14 protein-coding genes are annotated in these 15832 nt (G+C 65.0%); all 14 read left to right on the top strand.

Features of this window, described 5'->3' with window-relative positions; genetic code table 11:
* Window positions 1–1414, top strand: a 1414-nt coding sequence (gene murF / locus AAC126_RS18225; protein WP_339855966.1) for a UDP-N-acetylmuramoyl-tripeptide--D-alanyl-D-alanine ligase, incomplete at its 5' end; no start/stop codon positions are given.
* A 9-nt stretch (window positions 1415–1423) separates the two neighbouring features.
* Window positions 1424–2512 (top strand): phospho-N-acetylmuramoyl-pentapeptide-transferase, encoded by a 1089-nt coding sequence (mraY, locus tag AAC126_RS18220; protein WP_339855964.1) that lies wholly within the window; start codon window positions 1424–1426, stop codon window positions 2510–2512.
* A 4-nt stretch (window positions 2513–2516) separates the two neighbouring features.
* A complete protein-coding gene (gene murD / locus AAC126_RS18215; protein ID WP_339855962.1) occupies window positions 2517–3893 on the top strand; it encodes a UDP-N-acetylmuramoyl-L-alanine--D-glutamate ligase in 1377 nt (458 codons plus the stop codon).
* A complete protein-coding gene (locus AAC126_RS18210; RefSeq protein WP_339855960.1) occupies window positions 3890–5014 on the top strand; it encodes a putative peptidoglycan glycosyltransferase FtsW in 1125 nt (374 codons plus the stop codon). Before murD ends, AAC126_RS18210 begins: the two co-directional genes overlap by 4 nt.
* Window positions 5011–6147, top strand: coding sequence for an undecaprenyldiphospho-muramoylpentapeptide beta-N-acetylglucosaminyltransferase (murG, locus tag AAC126_RS18205; protein WP_339855958.1), 1137 nt, complete (start codon window positions 5011–5013; stop codon window positions 6145–6147). Before AAC126_RS18210 ends, murG begins: the two co-directional genes overlap by 4 nt.
* On the top strand, window positions 6144–7589 hold the full coding sequence (gene murC / locus AAC126_RS18200) for a UDP-N-acetylmuramate--L-alanine ligase (RefSeq protein WP_339855956.1): 1446 nt from the start codon (window positions 6144–6146) through the stop codon (window positions 7587–7589). The genes murG and murC overlap by 4 nt, the downstream gene beginning before the upstream one ends.
* Window positions 7590–7591: 2 nt before the next feature.
* Entirely contained in the window at window positions 7592–8548 is a 957-nt protein-coding gene (gene murB / locus AAC126_RS18195; protein WP_339855968.1) for a UDP-N-acetylmuramate dehydrogenase, read from the top strand.
* Window positions 8545–9462: a D-alanine--D-alanine ligase gene (locus tag AAC126_RS18190; protein WP_339855954.1), complete on the top strand. Its 918-nt coding sequence runs from the start codon at window positions 8545–8547 to the stop codon at window positions 9460–9462. Before murB ends, AAC126_RS18190 begins: the two co-directional genes overlap by 4 nt.
* Window positions 9450–10328 carry a cell division protein FtsQ/DivIB gene (locus AAC126_RS18185; protein ID WP_339855952.1) on the top strand — a complete coding sequence of 293 codons (879 nt, stop codon included), beginning with the start codon at window positions 9450–9452 and terminating at the stop codon, window positions 10326–10328. Before AAC126_RS18190 ends, AAC126_RS18185 begins: the two co-directional genes overlap by 13 nt.
* Window positions 10328–11629 (top strand): cell division protein FtsA, encoded by a 1302-nt coding sequence (gene ftsA / locus AAC126_RS18180; RefSeq protein ID WP_339855950.1) that lies wholly within the window; start codon window positions 10328–10330, stop codon window positions 11627–11629. Before AAC126_RS18185 ends, ftsA begins: the two co-directional genes overlap by 1 nt.
* Before the next feature lie 197 nt (window positions 11630–11826).
* Complete coding sequence (ftsZ, locus tag AAC126_RS18175; protein WP_339855948.1) at window positions 11827–13440, top strand: cell division protein FtsZ; 1614 nt, start codon at window positions 11827–11829, stop codon at window positions 13438–13440.
* A 184-nt stretch (window positions 13441–13624) separates the two neighbouring features.
* On the top strand, window positions 13625–14539 hold the full coding sequence (gene lpxC, locus AAC126_RS18170; protein WP_339855947.1) for a UDP-3-O-acyl-N-acetylglucosamine deacetylase: 915 nt from the start codon (window positions 13625–13627) through the stop codon (window positions 14537–14539).
* A gap of 121 nt (window positions 14540–14660) precedes the next feature.
* Window positions 14661–15500, top strand: coding sequence for an outer membrane protein assembly factor BamD (locus AAC126_RS18165; protein ID WP_339855945.1), 840 nt, complete (start codon window positions 14661–14663; stop codon window positions 15498–15500).
* A gap of 6 nt (window positions 15501–15506) precedes the next feature.
* The coding region (locus tag AAC126_RS18160) for an AAA family ATPase (protein WP_339855943.1) at window positions 15507–15832 on the top strand (326 nt) is incomplete at its 3' end.

Here is a 15832-nt window from a genome sequence, read left to right as displayed (position 1 = left end):
GGACGAGTTGGTCAAGGCGACGCGCGGCAACCTTCACGGGCCCGCCTTCGAGATCGCGGATCTGGTTATCGACAGCCGCAAGGTCACGCCCGGCTGCCTGTTCGTCGCCCTGCCGGGCGAACGGGTCGACGGGCATGACTATGTCGCCGCCGCGCTTGACGCCGGTGCGGCAGCGGCATTGGTCAGTCGTATTCCGGACGGGCTGGGCAGCGACGCGTCCCTGCTCGCGGTCAAAGACGTTCTCGGCGGCCTCACCGATATCGCGGTGGCATCCCGGGCGCGCGCATCGGCAAAAGTGCTGGCCGTGACCGGCAGCGTCGGCAAGACCGGCACCAAGGATTCTCTCGCGGCGGCGCTTGCCTCCTTCGGTTCGGTTCATGCCAGCGCGGGCAATCTGAACAATCATATCGGCGCGCCGCTCAGCCTGGCCCGCCTCCCCAGGGACGCGGATTACGCCGTGTTCGAGCTTGGCATGAACCATCTCGGCGAGATTTCCGATCTGACCCGGCTGGTCCGCCCCGACCTCACCATCATCACCAATGTCGAGGAAACCCATATCGGGCATTTCCGCGACCTGGAGCAGATCGCCGAAGCCAAGAGCGAAATCTTCGAAGGCCTGGAAAAAGACCGCGGCCTTGCGGTGCTGAACCGGGACAACGCGAACTTCTATTTCTGCGCCGACCGGGCCGAAGCCGCGGGCGCGCGGATCATCACTTTCGGCCGCAGCGAGGACGCGGATGTTCGCCTGATCGGCGCCGAATGCGGCCCTGACGGCTCGAACATCGTGGTCCGGGTTGACGGCAAGCAGTTGGTCTACCGGATCGACGGCATCGGCATGCACTGGGCTTTCAACTCGGTCGGCGTGCTGGCCTGCATCCATGCACTGGGTCTCGACCTTGATGCGGCGGCGAAAGCCATCCGGGATGTCACGGCCAAGGCCGGACGCGGACGTCAGGAAGAGATCGCCTTCGGCGAGACCGGCCTGCTGCTGATCGACGAAAGCTACAATGCCAGCCCGGCTTCGGTATCAGCCGCCCTCGAAGTGCTCTCGATGACCCGGCCGAAAGGCCAGGGTCGCCGGATTGCCGTGCTCGGCGACATGCTGGAGCTTGGTGAGCGCTCCGAATTCCTGCATCTCGACCTGCTGGCGAAAGTCTGCTCTTCCGCCGATCTCGTTTTCACCGTCGGTCCGATGATGGACCGGATGGGACGGAACCTGCCGCCGATGCTGTTCGGCGGTAATGGCGACACTGCGGACGCGATCACCGAACAGGTCGTCGCAAGTCTCGGTGAAGGCGATGTGGTTCTGGTCAAGGGGTCCCTTGGCATGGCCATGGCGCCAATCGTCGCCGCCATCCGCAATCTCGCCGTTTCAAACCAGCTAACGCCGCCCACAGCGGCTTACGGAGGCTAGGGGCACACCATGCTGTATAACCTGCTCGTCCCTCTCTCCGACGAATATCAGATCTTCAACCTGTTCCGGTATCTCACCTTCCGGACCGGCGGCGCGATCATGACTGCCCTGCTGATCGGCTTCGTGCTCGGCCCCTGGCTGATCGACTGGCTGCGCAGCAAGCAGCGCGAGGGCCAGCCGATCCGCGAGGATGGCCCGGAAAGCCATCTGCTGACCAAAAAGGGCACACCGACCATGGGCGGGCTGCTGATCCTGATCGCCCTTTCGGTTTCCACCCTGCTCTGGGCCGATCTCAGCAACGGCTTCATCTGGGCGGTTCTGCTGGTTACCGGCGGTTTTGGCCTGCTTGGTTTCGCCGACGACTTCCTGAAGCTGACCAAACGCAACACCAAGGGCCTTCCCGGCAAGATCAAGCTGCTCGGACAGGTCGCGATTTCCATAGTCGCCGTGCTGATGATCCAGGACAGTATGCCGGCCAATCTGGCCAACGGTCTCGCCGTGCCCTTCTTCAAGGACGTGCTGATCGATCTCGGCTGGTTCTTCGCGCCCTTCGCCATCTTCGTCATGGTTGGCGCATCCAACTCCGTGAACCTGACCGACGGGCTCGACGGCCTCGCCATCGTGCCGGTGATGATCGCCTGCCTGTGCTTCGCGCTGATCGCCTATCTGACGGGCAACACGGTGTTCGCCAACTACCTGCAGATCAACCATGTCCCGGGCACGGGCGAGCTTGCCGTGTTCTGCGGCGCCCTGCTCGGCGCCGGACTGGGCTTTCTCTGGTTCAACGCCCCGCCGGCCATGGTGTTCATGGGTGACACCGGCTCGCTGTCCCTCGGCGGCGCGCTCGGCACCATTTCCATCGTCACCAAGCACGAGCTGGTGCTCGCCATCATCGGCGGGCTGTTCGTGCTGGAAACCGCTTCCGTGATTGTCCAGGTCGCCTCCTTCAAGCTGACCGGCAAGCGCGTCTTCCGCATGGCCCCGCTGCACCATCACTTCGAGAAGAAGGGGTGGGCGGAGCCGACCATCGTCATCCGGTTCTGGATCATCGCCGTCATTCTGGCGCTGATCGGCCTTTCAACCCTGAAGCTGAGGTAGAAAGATGATCGTCTGCCGCAGCAAATCCGGAAAAAGCCTGTTCGTCATGGGGCTCGGCCTCAGCGGGCTGGCCACGGTCGAGGCGCTTGTCGCCGGCGGCGCAATCGTCATTGCCTGGGACGACCGGGAAGACCGGCGTGCCGAGGCCGCACGTCTTGGTGCCCGGATCGAAAACCCGGAACAGGCGGACTGGAGCAGCATCGACGCGCTCGTGCTCAGCCCCGGCATTCCGCACACCCACCCGGCACCGCATCCGGCCGCAGCGCAGGCCAAGGCGGCAAGCGTCTCCATCATCGGCGATGTCGAACTGCTGCTGGCGGAATGCCCGGATGCCAAAGTCATCGCCATCACCGGCACGAACGGCAAATCCACCACCACGGCGCTGATTGGCCACATCTTCTCCACCGCGGAAAAGCGGGCGGAAGTCGGCGGCAATCTCGGCACGCCGGTTCTGTCCTTCGCCCCGCTGGATGCGGACGGCACCTATATTCTGGAGCTCAGCTCCTACCAGCTTGAGCTGACACCGTCGCTCGCACCGGATATCGCCATCCTGCTGAATATCTCGCCGGACCATCTGGACCGGCATGGCGGGTTGGCGGGCTATATCGCCGCCAAGCAGCGTATCTTCGCCAATCAGGCAACCGGCGCGACGGCGATTGCCGGTATCGACGATGCCGATGCCGCCCGGATTGCAGACACACTGCCCCAAGTCATCCGGATTTCCGGCAATGACAATGCAGCCGCCGATATCCGCTCGGCCGGTGCCCTGCTCATTGACGGCGGCAAGACGCTGCACGACCTTTCAGGCGCACGCACCCTTCCCGGCGCCCATAACCATCAGAACGCGGCTGCCGCCTTTGCCGCTTGTCGCGCCGCCGGGATCGCCGGAGACGTGATCTCCAAGGCGATCGACAGCTTCCCCGGCCTCGCCCATCGCCAGGAGCTGGTCGCCGAGTGCGGCGGTGTCCGCTATGTGAATGACAGCAAGGCAACCAATGCCGACGCGACCGAACGGGCGCTCGGTTGCTACGCACCGATTTACTGGGTCGCAGGCGGCCGGGCCAAGGAAGGCGGTATCGCGCCGCTGAAGCCCTATTTCCCGCGCATCCGCCATGCCTTCCTGATCGGCGAGTCCGCAACCAGTTTCGGCGACACCCTGGGCGATGCCGTGCCGCACACATCCTGCGGCACGCTCGACAAGGCCGTCTCGGCCGCGCATGCCATGGCAACCTCCGAGCATCTGGACGGCGCTACCCTGCTGCTCTCCCCTGCCGCCGCTTCCTGGGACCAGTTCGACAGTTTCGAGCAGCGTGGCGACCGGTTCCGCGACCAGGTGCTGCAACTGACTGCCAAGGCATCTTGCGGGGAGGCGCGGCCATGAGCTCGATCGCCCGCACAGATACAAGCATCCTCGGCCGCTGGTGGTGGACCGTGGACCGCTGGACCTCCGGCGCGCTGCTGCTGATCATTCTGTTCGGCGCCCTGATGATCTTTGCCGCCAGCCCGTCGGTGGCGGAGCGGATCGGGCTCGACAGCTATCATTTCGTGCGCCGCCAGCTGATGCTGCTGCCGGTTGCCGCCGGAATTCTGTTCGTTTGCTCGCTGATGACGCCGCTGCAGGTCCGCCGGATCGCGGTTATCGGCTTCATCGGCTGCCTCGCGCTGCTCGTCCTGACCCTGATGTTCGGCGCTGAAATCAAGGGCGCCCGGCGCTGGCTCTCGATCGGCGGCTTCTCGCTGCAGACCTCGGAATTTCTGAAGCCCTGCTTCGCCGTCGTCGCGGCCTGGATGTTCTCCGAATGGCGCAAGGATAATGGCTTCCCCGGACACTGGATCGCCGTCGCGCTCTACGGCCTTGTCGTCTCCCTGCTGCTGATGCAGCCGGATCTCGGTCAGACCGTGGTCATCTCTCTCGTCTGGTTCGGCCAGTTCTTCCTGGCCGGTCTGCCGATGATGCTGGTCGCCGGCGCCATGCTGTGTGGCGCCGGCGGGCTGGTCGCGGCCTATTTCCTGTTCCCGCACGTGAACGACCGGATCAACCGTTTCCTCGATCCCGCTGCCGGTGACAGCTATCAGGTCGAGCGCTCGCTGGAAGCCTTCCGCAATGGCGGCCTGCTCGGCACCGGCCCCGGCGAAGGTCAGGTGAAAGCCTATCTGCCGGACGCCCACGCCGATTTCGTCTTCTCCGTCACCGGAGAGGAATTCGGCGCCATCGTCTGCATCCTGCTGATCTCTCTGTTCGCCTTCGTGGTGCTGCGCGGCTTCGCCCGGCTGTTCGCCGAACAGAGCCTGTTCGTGCTGCTGGCCGGTGCGGGCCTGCTCGCCCAGTTCGGCCTGCAGGCGCTGATCCACATGGCCTCCGCCCTGCAGCTCATGCCCGCGAAAGGCATGACCCTGCCCTTCATCAGCTATGGCGGCTCCTCCCTGCTGGCGCTCGCGCTCGGCATGGGACTGATGCTGGCCCTGACCCGCAGCCGCGCGGGCCGGATGGAGGCGCTATGACCGGCAAGACCGTCATCCTCGCCGCCGGCGGCACCGGCGGGCATATCTTCCCCGCCCTCTCCCTCGGCGAAGCCCTGTTGCGCCGGGGCGTCTCCGTCGCGCTCGTCACCGACGACCGGGGCGGGCGTTTCGAGGGCGAGAACCCGGATATCGCCGTCCGCCGCATCCGCGCCGCCAGCCCGAGCAAGGGCGGCATGGCCGGCAAGGCGAAGGCAATCATCGAGCTTGGTTTCGGCGCCGTGCAGTCCGCACTGCATCTGAAGAGCCTGAACGCGGCGGTCGCGGTCGGCTTCGGCGGCTATCCCTCGGTGCCGACCGTGCGGGCCGCCGCCTTCCTCGGCCTGCCGGTGGTGTTGCATGAACAGAATGCCGTGCTTGGCCGGGCCAACCGGTTCCTGGCCCCGCATGCCAACAAGATCGCCACCTCCTTCCGCGAGATGACCAATCTCTCCGAAGGCGAGACGGCAAAATGTCATTTCACCGGCAACCCGGTCCGGCCCGCTGTCCTCGCCCTGCGTGGCGAGAAAGCGGAGACGGGCGACGGCCATCTTAATCTACTGGTCTTCGGTGGCAGCCAGGGCGCGACCGTATTCTCGAGCGTCGTTCCGGAAGCCATCGCCGGTCTGCCCGCGAACCTTCTGCCGCGCCTGCGCATCACCCAGCAGAGCCGGGCCGAGGATGCCGACCGGGTCAAGGCGCGTTACAGGGCTCTCGGTGTCGCCGCCGATGTGCGGCCGTTCTTCGACGACCTGCCGGACCGCATGGCCTCGGCGGATCTCGTCATCGCCCGTTCCGGCGCGTCCACCATCGCCGAGCTGAACGCCATCGGCCGCCCCTCGATCCTGGTGCCCTATCCGAGCGCCGCGGACGACCATCAGACCGCCAACGCCCTTGCCTGCCAGGCGACGGGCGCGGCCTGGATGATGCCGGAGCCGGACGAGTTCACCGCCGAGAAACTGGCGGGCGCCCTGCTCGGCCTGCTGAAAGCGCCGGACCGGCTGCACCGCGCCTCCGACGCCGCGCGCGCCGCCGGCACGCCCGATGCGGCCGACCGTCTCGCCGATCTCGTCATTGCCACCGCGCCGGCGCTCTCCGCCGCGACCGCCTCTGTCCAGCAAGGAAGTGCCGCATGAGAGAGATGCCGCTCAACATTGGCACCATCCACTTCACCGGTATCGGCGGCATCGGCATGTCCGGTATTGCCGAGGTGCTGCACAATCTCGGCTATTCGGTGCAGGGCAGCGATCTGTCCGAGAACCCGAATGTCAGCCGCCTGAAGAAACTCGGCATCAAGGTTTTCGTCGGCCAGCAGGCCTCGAACATCGACGACGCCTCGATCCTCGTGATCTCCACCGCCATCAAGCCGGACAATCCGGAGCTTCTGGCCGCCCGCGAGCGCATGCTGCCGGTTGTCCACCGCTCCGAGATGCTGGGCGAGCTGATGCGGCTGAAATGGTCCATCGCCTGCGCCGGCACCCACGGCAAGACCACGACCACCTCCCTGGTCGCCGCCATGCTGGACGGCGCCGGGATGGACCCGACCGTGATCAATGGCGGCATCATCAACGCCTATGGCACCAATGCCCGGCTCGGCTCCGGCGACTGGATGGTGGTCGAGGCGGACGAGAGCGACGGCAGCTTCAACAGGCTGCCCGCGACCATCGCCGTGGTCACCAACATCGATCCCGAGCATCTCGATTTCCATGGCGATTTCGACAAGCTGCAGGAAGCCTTCCGGGCCTTCGTCGCGAACATCCCGTTCTACGGCTTCGCCACCATGTGCATCGACCATCCGACGGTGCAGAAGCTGATCCCGCGCGTCTCCGACCGGCGCATCATCACCTACGGGTTTTCGCCGCAGGCCGATATCCGCGCCAGCAATCTGGAAATCACCAGCTCCGGCGCGAAATTCGACGTCATCATCGCCGACCGTGCGCATGACAGCGAGCGGGTGCTGGAAGGCATCGCCCTGCCGATGTACGGCCAGCACAATGTCTCTAACGCCCTCGCCGCCATTTCCATCGCCCTCGAGATGGACATGAGCGACGAGCAGATCCGCGCATCGCTCGCCGGGTTCAGCGGCGTCAAGCGGCGCTTCACCAAGACCGGTGAAGCCAATGGCATTTCCGTGATCGACGATTACGGCCACCACCCGGTCGAGATCAGCGCCGTGCTCTCCGCCGCCCGCTCCGCCTGCCCGAGCGGCCGGGTCTATGCCGTCGTGCAGCCGCACCGCTATTCCCGCCTGCATGATCTGTTCGAGGATTTTTGCGCCTGCTTCAACGACGCGGACGGCGTGATCGTCGCGGATGTCTATGCCGCCGGGGAAGAGCCGATCGCAGGCGCCGACAAGGACAGTCTGGTCGCCGGTCTGCGCGCCCGTGGCCACCGTCATGTCTATCCGCTGAGCCAACCATCCGAACTTGCCGGGCGCATTGCCGCGCTGGCCGAGCCGGGCGATCTGGTGGTCTGCCTCGGCGCCGGAAACATCACCAACTGGGCGCAGGCGCTTCCGGGCGAGCTCGCGCATGTCATCGGCGGCACCGGCACGGCCACCGGGAAGGACGGGCAATGACCATGGCCGCCCTTCGCACAGATACGCACCTCTCCCTGATCGAGCGCCTGCCGGAAGTCCGCGGGCGCTATCAGGAGAATGTCGATCTGTCCGGGCAGACCTGGTTCCGGGTCGGCGGCCCGGCGGAAGTGGTATTCCGTCCGGCGGATGCCGAGGATCTGGCCGCTTTCCTGCGCGGCAAGCCTGCGAATGTCCCGGTCACGGTGATCGGCGTCACATCCAACCTGCTGATCCGCGACGGCGGTATTCCGGGCGTGGTTATCCGACTCGCCAAGGGTTTCAACCAGATCGAATTCAACCCCGGCATGGTGACCGCCGGAGCCGCCGTGCTCGACCTCAGCCTCGCCAAGGCGGCCCTCGCCGAAGGCCGCACCGGCCTCGCCTTCATGTCCGGTATCCCCGGCTCCATCGGTGGCGGGTTGCGGATGAATGCGGGCGCCTATGGTGGCGAGTTCAAGGACGTCCTGTTCTCCGCCGAGCTGGTGACCGGCGACGGTATCCTGCGCCGGGTTCCGGCCGGCACACTCGGCATGTCCTATCGCCACTCGGACGCTCCGTCGGACTGGATCTTCACCGCCGCCACCTTCCGTGCGCCGGAGGGAGACCGGGCCGAGATCACGGCCGCGATGGAAGAGATCAAGCGGTCCCGAGAGGCCAGCCAGCCGATCCGCGAGCGCACCGGCGGCAGCACCTTCGCCAATCCGGCAGGCCACAAGTCCTGGCAGCTGATCGACGACGCCGGCTGCCGGGGCCTGCGCGTTGGCGGCGCCATGGTGTCCGAGAAGCATTGCAACTTCCTGATCAATACCGGCACGGCAACCGCCGCCGATATCGAGGTGCTCGGAGAAGAAGTCCGGCGCCGGGTGAAGCAGACCAGCGGCATCGAGCTGCGCTGGGAAATCCGCCGTATCGGCGTTGGCGGCATAGCGAACAACACAAACAGGGGAGACCGCTCATGAGCAAGCATGTCGCCGTTCTGATGGGCGGATGGTCCGGTGAACGCGAGGTTTCCCTCTCCAGCGGCCATGAATGCGCCAAGGCCCTGCGCGAAGCCGGATATCGAGTCACCGAAGTCGATGTAGACCGGAACATTCCGTTCCGTCTTGCCGAGCTGAAGCCGGATGTCTGCTTCAACGCGCTGCATGGCCGGATTGGCGAGGATGGCAACATCCAGGGCCTGCTGAACATCCTTGATATCCCCTACACGCATTCCGGCGTCGAGGCCTCCGCCATCGCCATGGACAAGCCGCGCGCGAAGGAGCTGTTCATGCGGGCCGGGCTGAAATGCCCGCCGGGCGTCGTCCGCTCCCGCGCCGAGGCGCTGGAAAGCGAATCCCTGAAACGGCCTTACGTGCTGAAGCCGATCGACCAGGGCTCCAGCCTCGGCGTGCATATCGTCCGCCCCGGCGACAATTACAGCCCGACCGAGGAAGACTGGCCCTTCGGCGACGTGGTGCTGGAGGAGAAATTCATCCCCGGCCGCGAGCTGACCGTGGCGGTGCTCGACGGCGCCGCGCTCGCCGTCACCGAGATCACCTCGGAGCATGGCTTCTACGACTATGACGCCAAATATGCCGATGGCGGCTCGATCCACATTCTGCCGGCGAAGCTGCCCGAGGCCGTGACCTCCCGCGCGCTGGAAATGGCGGAGCAGGCGCACGCGACCCTCGGCTGCCGGGGCGTCAGCCGCGCCGACCTGCGCTTCAACGACTCCGAAGGCGATGCCAGCCCGGACAACCTCTATCTGCTCGAGGTCAACACCCAGCCGGGCATGACCCCGACCTCTCTCGTGCCGGAGCAGGCAGGCTTCCACGGCATGAACTTCCCCGCGCTCTGCGCCAAGCTGGTGGAGGACGCCCGATGCGACTACTGAGCGCCGGAAAATCCAGAACCGGCAAGAAATCCGGAACCGCACGCAAGCGTCAGCAAACCCGGCGTCCCCGGATGTCGGCCCGGCGCATGCGCCAGGTGCTGATCGGCACCGGCTTCGCGACCCTGACGGCCATCGTTGCCGCCAGTGGCTGGCACGCGGCCCGCACCGGTGCGATTGACGAGCTTGCCCGGGTGATCGACACCGTCGGCACCGACGTCTCGAACGAACTCGGCCTCGTGGTCTCCGATATCCTCGTCGAAGGCCGTTACCGGACCGAACGCAGCGATCTCGTCGCCGCGATCGCAACGGATCGCGGGGTGCCGATCCTCGGCGTCGATCTTGCCGCCCTGAAAGCCCGTATCGATGCCCTGCCCTGGGTCCGTACCGCCGCCGTCGAAAGACGCCTGCCGGACACCCTGTTCGTGCGGCTGGAAGAGCGGACACCTCTTGCCCTCTGGCAGCGCGACGGCAGCCTGAGCCTGATCGATGATCTGGGCGTAGAAGTGCCGGGCCAGAACCCGCGCCGCTTCGCCGATCTGCCGATCGTGGTCGGTGCCGATGCGCCGGCCCGCGCCCATGAATTCCTCGACCTGCTGTCCAGCGAGCCGGATCTGAAGCAGCGCGTCCGTGCCGTCACCTGGATCGGCGAGCGGCGCTGGAACGTCCGGCTTGATACGGGCGTCGATGTCGAACTTCCCGAGCATGCCCCGGACAAGGCCTGGGCGCATCTCGCCAAACTGCAGCGCGACCACGGGGTGCTGAACCGGGACGTCATCGCCATCGACCTCCGGCTGCCGAACCAGCTCGTCGTCCGGGTCGCTCCAAGCGTTTCAAGCCGCCTCCGTAATCCGGGGAAAGACACCTGATGCGCAAAAGCCTCGCCAAGCCCCGGACCGGCACCGTCGCGATCCTCGACATCGGATCGACGAAGATCTGCTGCCTGATCGCACGGATCGGTGAAAACGGTGTGCGGGCCGACCATAACGACGATCAGGCACCGAGCCTGCCGGGCATCCGTGTCATCGGTATCGGCCACCAGGTCGCGCGCGGTATCCGCAGCGGTACGGTCGTCGACATGGCCGAGGCCGAGGAATGCGTGCGCGCCGCCGTGCATGCCGCCGAAAAGATGGCGGACGAAACCATCCAGCGCGTCTTCGTCAATCTCTCCGGCGGCTACCCGCACTCCCAGACCGTCGGCGTCGAGGTTTCCATTGGCGGGCAAGAAGTCGGCGATTCAGACATGCGCCGCATCCTCAGCCAATGGCAGAAGGTCGAGGTCGAGGCGGACCGTCAGCTCATCCATTCGATCCCGGTCGGCTTTTCCATCGACGGCAGCCGAGGCATCCGGGATCCGCGCGGCATGTGCGGCGACCGGCTCGGGGCCAACATGCATCTGGTGACCGCCGCCACCAGCACGGTGCGGAACATCGCCAGCGTGGTCGAGCGCTGTCATCTCGGCATCGAGGCTTTCGTGGTTTCGCCCTATGCCGCCGGTCTTGCCTGCCTGGTCGAGGATGAACGCGATCTCGGCGTCACCGTGATCGACATGGGCGGCGGCACCACCACCATGGCGGTCTTCTTCGACGGCAGCGTGATCTATACCGACTGCGTGCCGGTCGGCGGCGCCCATATCACTAGCGATATCGCCCGCGGCCTGGCCACGCCGGTGCACGAGGCCGAGCGGCTGAAAACACTCTATGGCAGCTCCATCCCCTCCAGCCTGGACGAGCGCGAAATGATCGACGTCCCGCTGGTTGGCGAGCAGGACGAGAACCATCCCAATCATGTTCCGAAATCCCTCCTGATCCGGATCATCCATCCGCGTCTGGAGGAAACCTTCGAGCTTGTCCGCAACCGTCTGGAAGCCAGCGGTTTCGACAAGGTCGCCGGCCGCCGCGTGGTCATCACGGGCGGCGCCAGCCAGATGCCGGGAATCCGGGATCTGGCACAGGAAATCCTGGACAAGCAGGTCCGACTGGGCCGGCCGATCCGGGTGAACGGGCTGGCGGATGTTGCCAGCGGTCCGGCCTTCGCGACCAGCGCCGGACTGCTGGCCTATGCCGCTGACCCGGCACTTGACGCGTCCCGCCAAGGGCACGTCGCCAACAAGGAGACCGGAGGCGGCCTGCTCGGCCGTGTCCACTCCTGGCTGAGGGAGAACTTCTAATGCAGCAATTCCGGTTCACACCCAACGCAAGCTCCGGCCCGTGCCCAGCGCGCCCGGCCGTAAGGCTGTGCCCTGCCCAGACCATTAGCGACCAGACCAAACCAGAACAGTACCCGGCCAGAAGGCCCAAATCCCGCGTGCTCCCCCAGGCACGCATCCCCCAGACAACCCTCTAACGCGAGATCAGGAGGCCACCCATGACCATCAATATCTCAGTCCCCAACGATGACGATAACGAACTGAAGCCGCGGATTAGCGTCGTCGGCATCGGCGGTGCGGGCGGCAACGCCGTCAACAACATGATCCGCTCCAACCTCGAGGGTGTCGAATTCATCGTCACCAACACCGACGCCCAGGCGCTGAAACAGTCGCTGGCGGATCGCACCCTGCAGCTCGGCACCGGTGTGACTCAGGGTCTCGGTGCCGGCTCCCGGCCGGAAGTTGGCCGGGCGGCCGCCGAAGAGGCGATCGAAGACATCATGAACAACCTGCGCGAAAGCAACATGGTGTTCATCACGGCCGGCATGGGCGGCGGCACCGGTTCCGGCGCCGCACCGGTGATTGCCCAGGCAGCTCGCGAGAACGGCATCCTGACCGTTGGCGTGGTGACCAAGCCGTTCCACTTCGAAGGCCAGCACCGGATGCGCATCGCCGACCAGGCGATCGAGGAGCTGACCCAGTATGTCGACACCCTGATCATCATCCCGAACCAGAACCTGTTCCGGGTGGCGAACGAGAAGACCACCTTCGCCGACGCCTTCAACATGGCCGACGACGTGCTGCATTCCGGTGTGCGCGGCGTGACCGACCTGATGATCATGCCCGGCCTGATCAACCTCGACTTCGCCGACATCCGCACGGTGATGAGCGAGATGGGTAAGGCGATGATGGGCACCGGCGAGGCCAGTGGCGAGAAGCGCGCCATCGACGCCGCCGAGGCCGCGATCAACAACCCGCTGCTTGAGGACACCACGATGAAGGGTGCCCGCGGCGTGCTGATCAACATCACCGGCGGCATGGACATGACCCTGTTCGAGGTCGACGAGGCAGCCAACCGCATCCGCGAGGAAGTCGATTCGGAAGCCAACATCATCTTCGGCTCCACCTTCGACGAGAAGATGGAAGGCACCATGCGGGTTTCCGTCGTTGCCACCGGAATCGCCGCCGAGGGTATGGCCCAGAAGCGCCCGCCGCTGACCGTGGTTCCGACCAAGGCGAAAGCTGCTCCGGTGAAGCCGGCTGCGGAAAACACCACGGCCGCCGCGGCGAAAGCGCCGAGCGCTCCCGTCGGTGACATCCCGGCCATCTCGGCATCCGCCGATACGGTTCATGTCGCGGGCAACACTCTGGTGATCGGGGAAACTGATCTCGACAATGTCGCGATGACCGCCCAGACCCAGGCCGACACGGCCCGGGCCACGGCGGAAGCGCCGGCACCGGCCGAGTCGAAGCCCGCTGCGGAGCCGAAGGCAGACGATACCTTCATCGCACCGCCGCCGGCAGTTCCGGAAACCAAGGCAAGCAGCGAGCCGGATCCGTTCCAGGCAGCCGCCATGGCCAATGCCGGCCGCCGCGAGGACACAGGCGCGGAGAAGGCACCGAGCCTGTTCACCCGGATGACCGGCATGGTCGGCAAGAAGCCGGCCGAGCCCGCTCAGGAAGTGCATCCGCAACGCTTCGTGGACGTTAATGCGACCGAACCGAAGCAGGCCCGCCTCGGTTCTCTGGACCAGTCTGAACGGGTTGCGCCGGCCCGCCAGGACGACGATCTCCTGGACATTCCGGCCTTCCTGCGCAGGCAGGCGAACTGACCCTGAATTTACGCCGTTAAATCAATGCATTACGGCGTAATATTCAGTCATAAAGAGTGATTTGAGAGCCCCAGGAGATATTGATACATCTTCTGGGGCTTATTTTATTATTTACCAATATTCCGGCCTCAATTTTCCGGGAAATCGGAACAAACCACCGGGGTTCGGTGTCAGGAGCGTCCTTGTGATTGCGCAACAGACCTTGAAGACGAGTATCTCCTGCCGGGGTGTCGGCCTGCATGGCGGTGTCGACTGCGTGATGACGCTGCACCCGGCCGGGGCCGATCACGGCATCATCTTCAAGCGCACCGACATCACCGACAAGGACCCGCTGGTTCCCGCCCGCTGGGACATGGTGCATGACGCCACCATGTGCACCAAGCTGCAGAACAATGACGGCGTGACCGTCTCCACGGTCGAGCATCTGATGGCGGCGCTTGCCGGCTGCCGCATCGATAATGCCCTGATCGAGATCGACGGCCCGGAAGTGCCGATCATGGACGGCAGCGCGGAGCCTTTCGTGCTGCTGGTCGAATGCGCCGGCACCGCGCCCGTAAACGCGCCGCGCCGCGCCATCCGGATTCTCAAGCCCATCAGCGCCCAGGACGATCAGCGCCGGATCGAAATCACCCCGGACGATCATTTCTCGGTCAATTTCGAGATCGAGTTCGACAGCGCCGCGATCACCGAGAAGAGCCTCGATGTGAAGCTGGTCAACGGCACCTTCAACGAGACCATCAGCGGTGCCCGCACCTTTGGTTTCATGCAGGATATCGATCGTCTGCGCGCGGCCGGTCTCGGCCGGGGCGGCAATCTCGACAATGTCGTGATCGTCGATGGCGACAAGATTCTCAACGAGGGCGGCTTGCGCTTCAAGGACGAGTTCGTACGGCACAAGATCCTCGACTGCGTCGGCGATCTCTATCTCGCGGGCGCGCCGATTCTCGGCCGCGTCGACGCCTCCAAGTCCGGCCATCTGTTCAACAACAAGCTGCTCCGGGCCCTGTTCGCGGACGAGAGCGCGTGGGAGCTGGTTGAGATGACCTCGGAGATGGCCGCAGCGGACCATGATCATCCGTTGCTTGCCGCGACCGCATAACTCCTCTATCCCAACACTGTTATTCGGCGGGCACGGCCGGGAAGCGGGTTACTCCGCAAATCCCTTGGCTCCGGCGCCCGGGAACCGTATTTTCTTATGGACACATGTCCGGGGAAATCCGATGCAATTCGCCTTTGGTGATTTTGGCCCGCTGCGGCTGAAGAACCTCGCTCTGCTGACCTGCCTTGTGGCCCTGGCCGCCTGCAGCGATGACAAGCCGAAGCTGGAATATGTCGAGCGTCCGGTAGAGGAGCTCTACAACGAGGCGGTCGATAGTGCGCTGGAAGGCGACTACAAGAAAGCCGCGCCCCTGTTCGACGAGGTCGAGCGCCAGCATCCCTACTCGGTCTGGGCGACGCAGGCACAGCTGATGGCCGCCTACTCGCTGTACCAGAACAACAAGTACGACGAAGCGATCAACGCCCTCGACCGGTTCATCCAGCTGAACCCGAGCAATCAGAATGTCGACTATGCGTACTATCTGAAGGGCCTCAGCTACTACGAGCAGATCGTCGATGTCGGCCGTGACCAGAAGCTGACCAAGAACGCCATGGAGACGCTGCAGGAACTCGTGCAGCGCTTTCCCGAAAGCGGCTATTCCCGCGATGCCCTGCTGAAGCTCGACCTGACCCGGAACCACCTTGCCGGCAAGGAAATGGAGATCGGGCGGTTCTATCTGCGTGAGGAAAAATATCTCGCCGCCATCAACCGGTTCAAACGCGTGGTCGAAAATTTCGACACCACCGACCAGGTTCCGGAAGCCCTGCACCGCCTGACCGAAGCCTATGCCGCCCTCGGCCTGCATGAGCAGGCGGAGCGTACCGCCGCCGTGCTCGGATACAATTATCCGGGAAGCGAATGGTATCAGGACAGCTACGCCCTGATGACCACCGGCGCCAGTCGCGGCTCGGGAGCGGACGACGATGACGGTCTCCTCGGCCTTGATCTCTGGATATTCTGATCAATCATGCTGACCGGCCTCACGATCCGCGATGTGGTGCTGATCGACAGGCTCGATCTCACGTTCGGGCCTGGTCTTTCCGTGCTCACCGGGGAAACCGGGGCCGGTAAATCCATCCTGCTCGATGCACTCGGTCTCGCCCTCGGCGCGCGGGCCGACAGCGGCCTCGTCCGTAACGGCGCGAAACAGGCCGTCGTCACGGCCAGCTTCGACGTGCCGGACGGCCACGGCTCCTCCGATATTCTGGAAGAAATGGGCATCGAGATGGATGGCCCGGTGATCCTGCGCCGGATCGTCACGGCGGACGGCCGCAGCCGCGCCTTCGCCAATGA

The organism is uncultured Nisaea sp., assembly GCF_963974195.1.
Lineage (GTDB): Bacteria > Pseudomonadota > Alphaproteobacteria > Thalassobaculales > Thalassobaculaceae > Nisaea.
The sequence above is the reverse complement of the archived record's forward strand: the minus strand, read 5'-3'. Positions and strand labels throughout refer to the sequence as shown.

Bases quoted from the DNA above. Each gene is read 5' to 3' on its own strand.
- mraY (WP_339855964.1), top strand. From the start codon at position 1,424: ATGCTGTATAACCTGCTCGTCCCTCTCTCCGACGAATATCAGATCTTC.
- murD (WP_339855962.1), top strand. From the start codon at position 2,517: ATGATCGTCTGCCGCAGCAAATCCGGAAAAAGCCTGTTCGTCATGGGG.
- AAC126_RS18210 (WP_339855960.1), top strand. From the start codon at position 3,890: ATGAGCTCGATCGCCCGCACAGATACAAGCATCCTCGGCCGCTGGTGG.
- murG (WP_339855958.1), top strand. From the start codon at position 5,011: ATGACCGGCAAGACCGTCATCCTCGCCGCCGGCGGCACCGGCGGGCAT.
- murC (WP_339855956.1), top strand. From the start codon at position 6,144: ATGAGAGAGATGCCGCTCAACATTGGCACCATCCACTTCACCGGTATC.
- murB (WP_339855968.1), top strand. From the start codon at position 7,592: ATGGCCGCCCTTCGCACAGATACGCACCTCTCCCTGATCGAGCGCCTG.
- AAC126_RS18190 (WP_339855954.1), top strand. From the start codon at position 8,545: ATGAGCAAGCATGTCGCCGTTCTGATGGGCGGATGGTCCGGTGAACGC.
- AAC126_RS18185 (WP_339855952.1), top strand. From the start codon at position 9,450: ATGCGACTACTGAGCGCCGGAAAATCCAGAACCGGCAAGAAATCCGGA.
- ftsA (WP_339855950.1), top strand. From the start codon at position 10,328: ATGCGCAAAAGCCTCGCCAAGCCCCGGACCGGCACCGTCGCGATCCTC.
- ftsZ (WP_339855948.1), top strand. From the start codon at position 11,827: ATGACCATCAATATCTCAGTCCCCAACGATGACGATAACGAACTGAAG.
- AAC126_RS18165 (WP_339855945.1), top strand. From the start codon at position 14,661: ATGCAATTCGCCTTTGGTGATTTTGGCCCGCTGCGGCTGAAGAACCTC.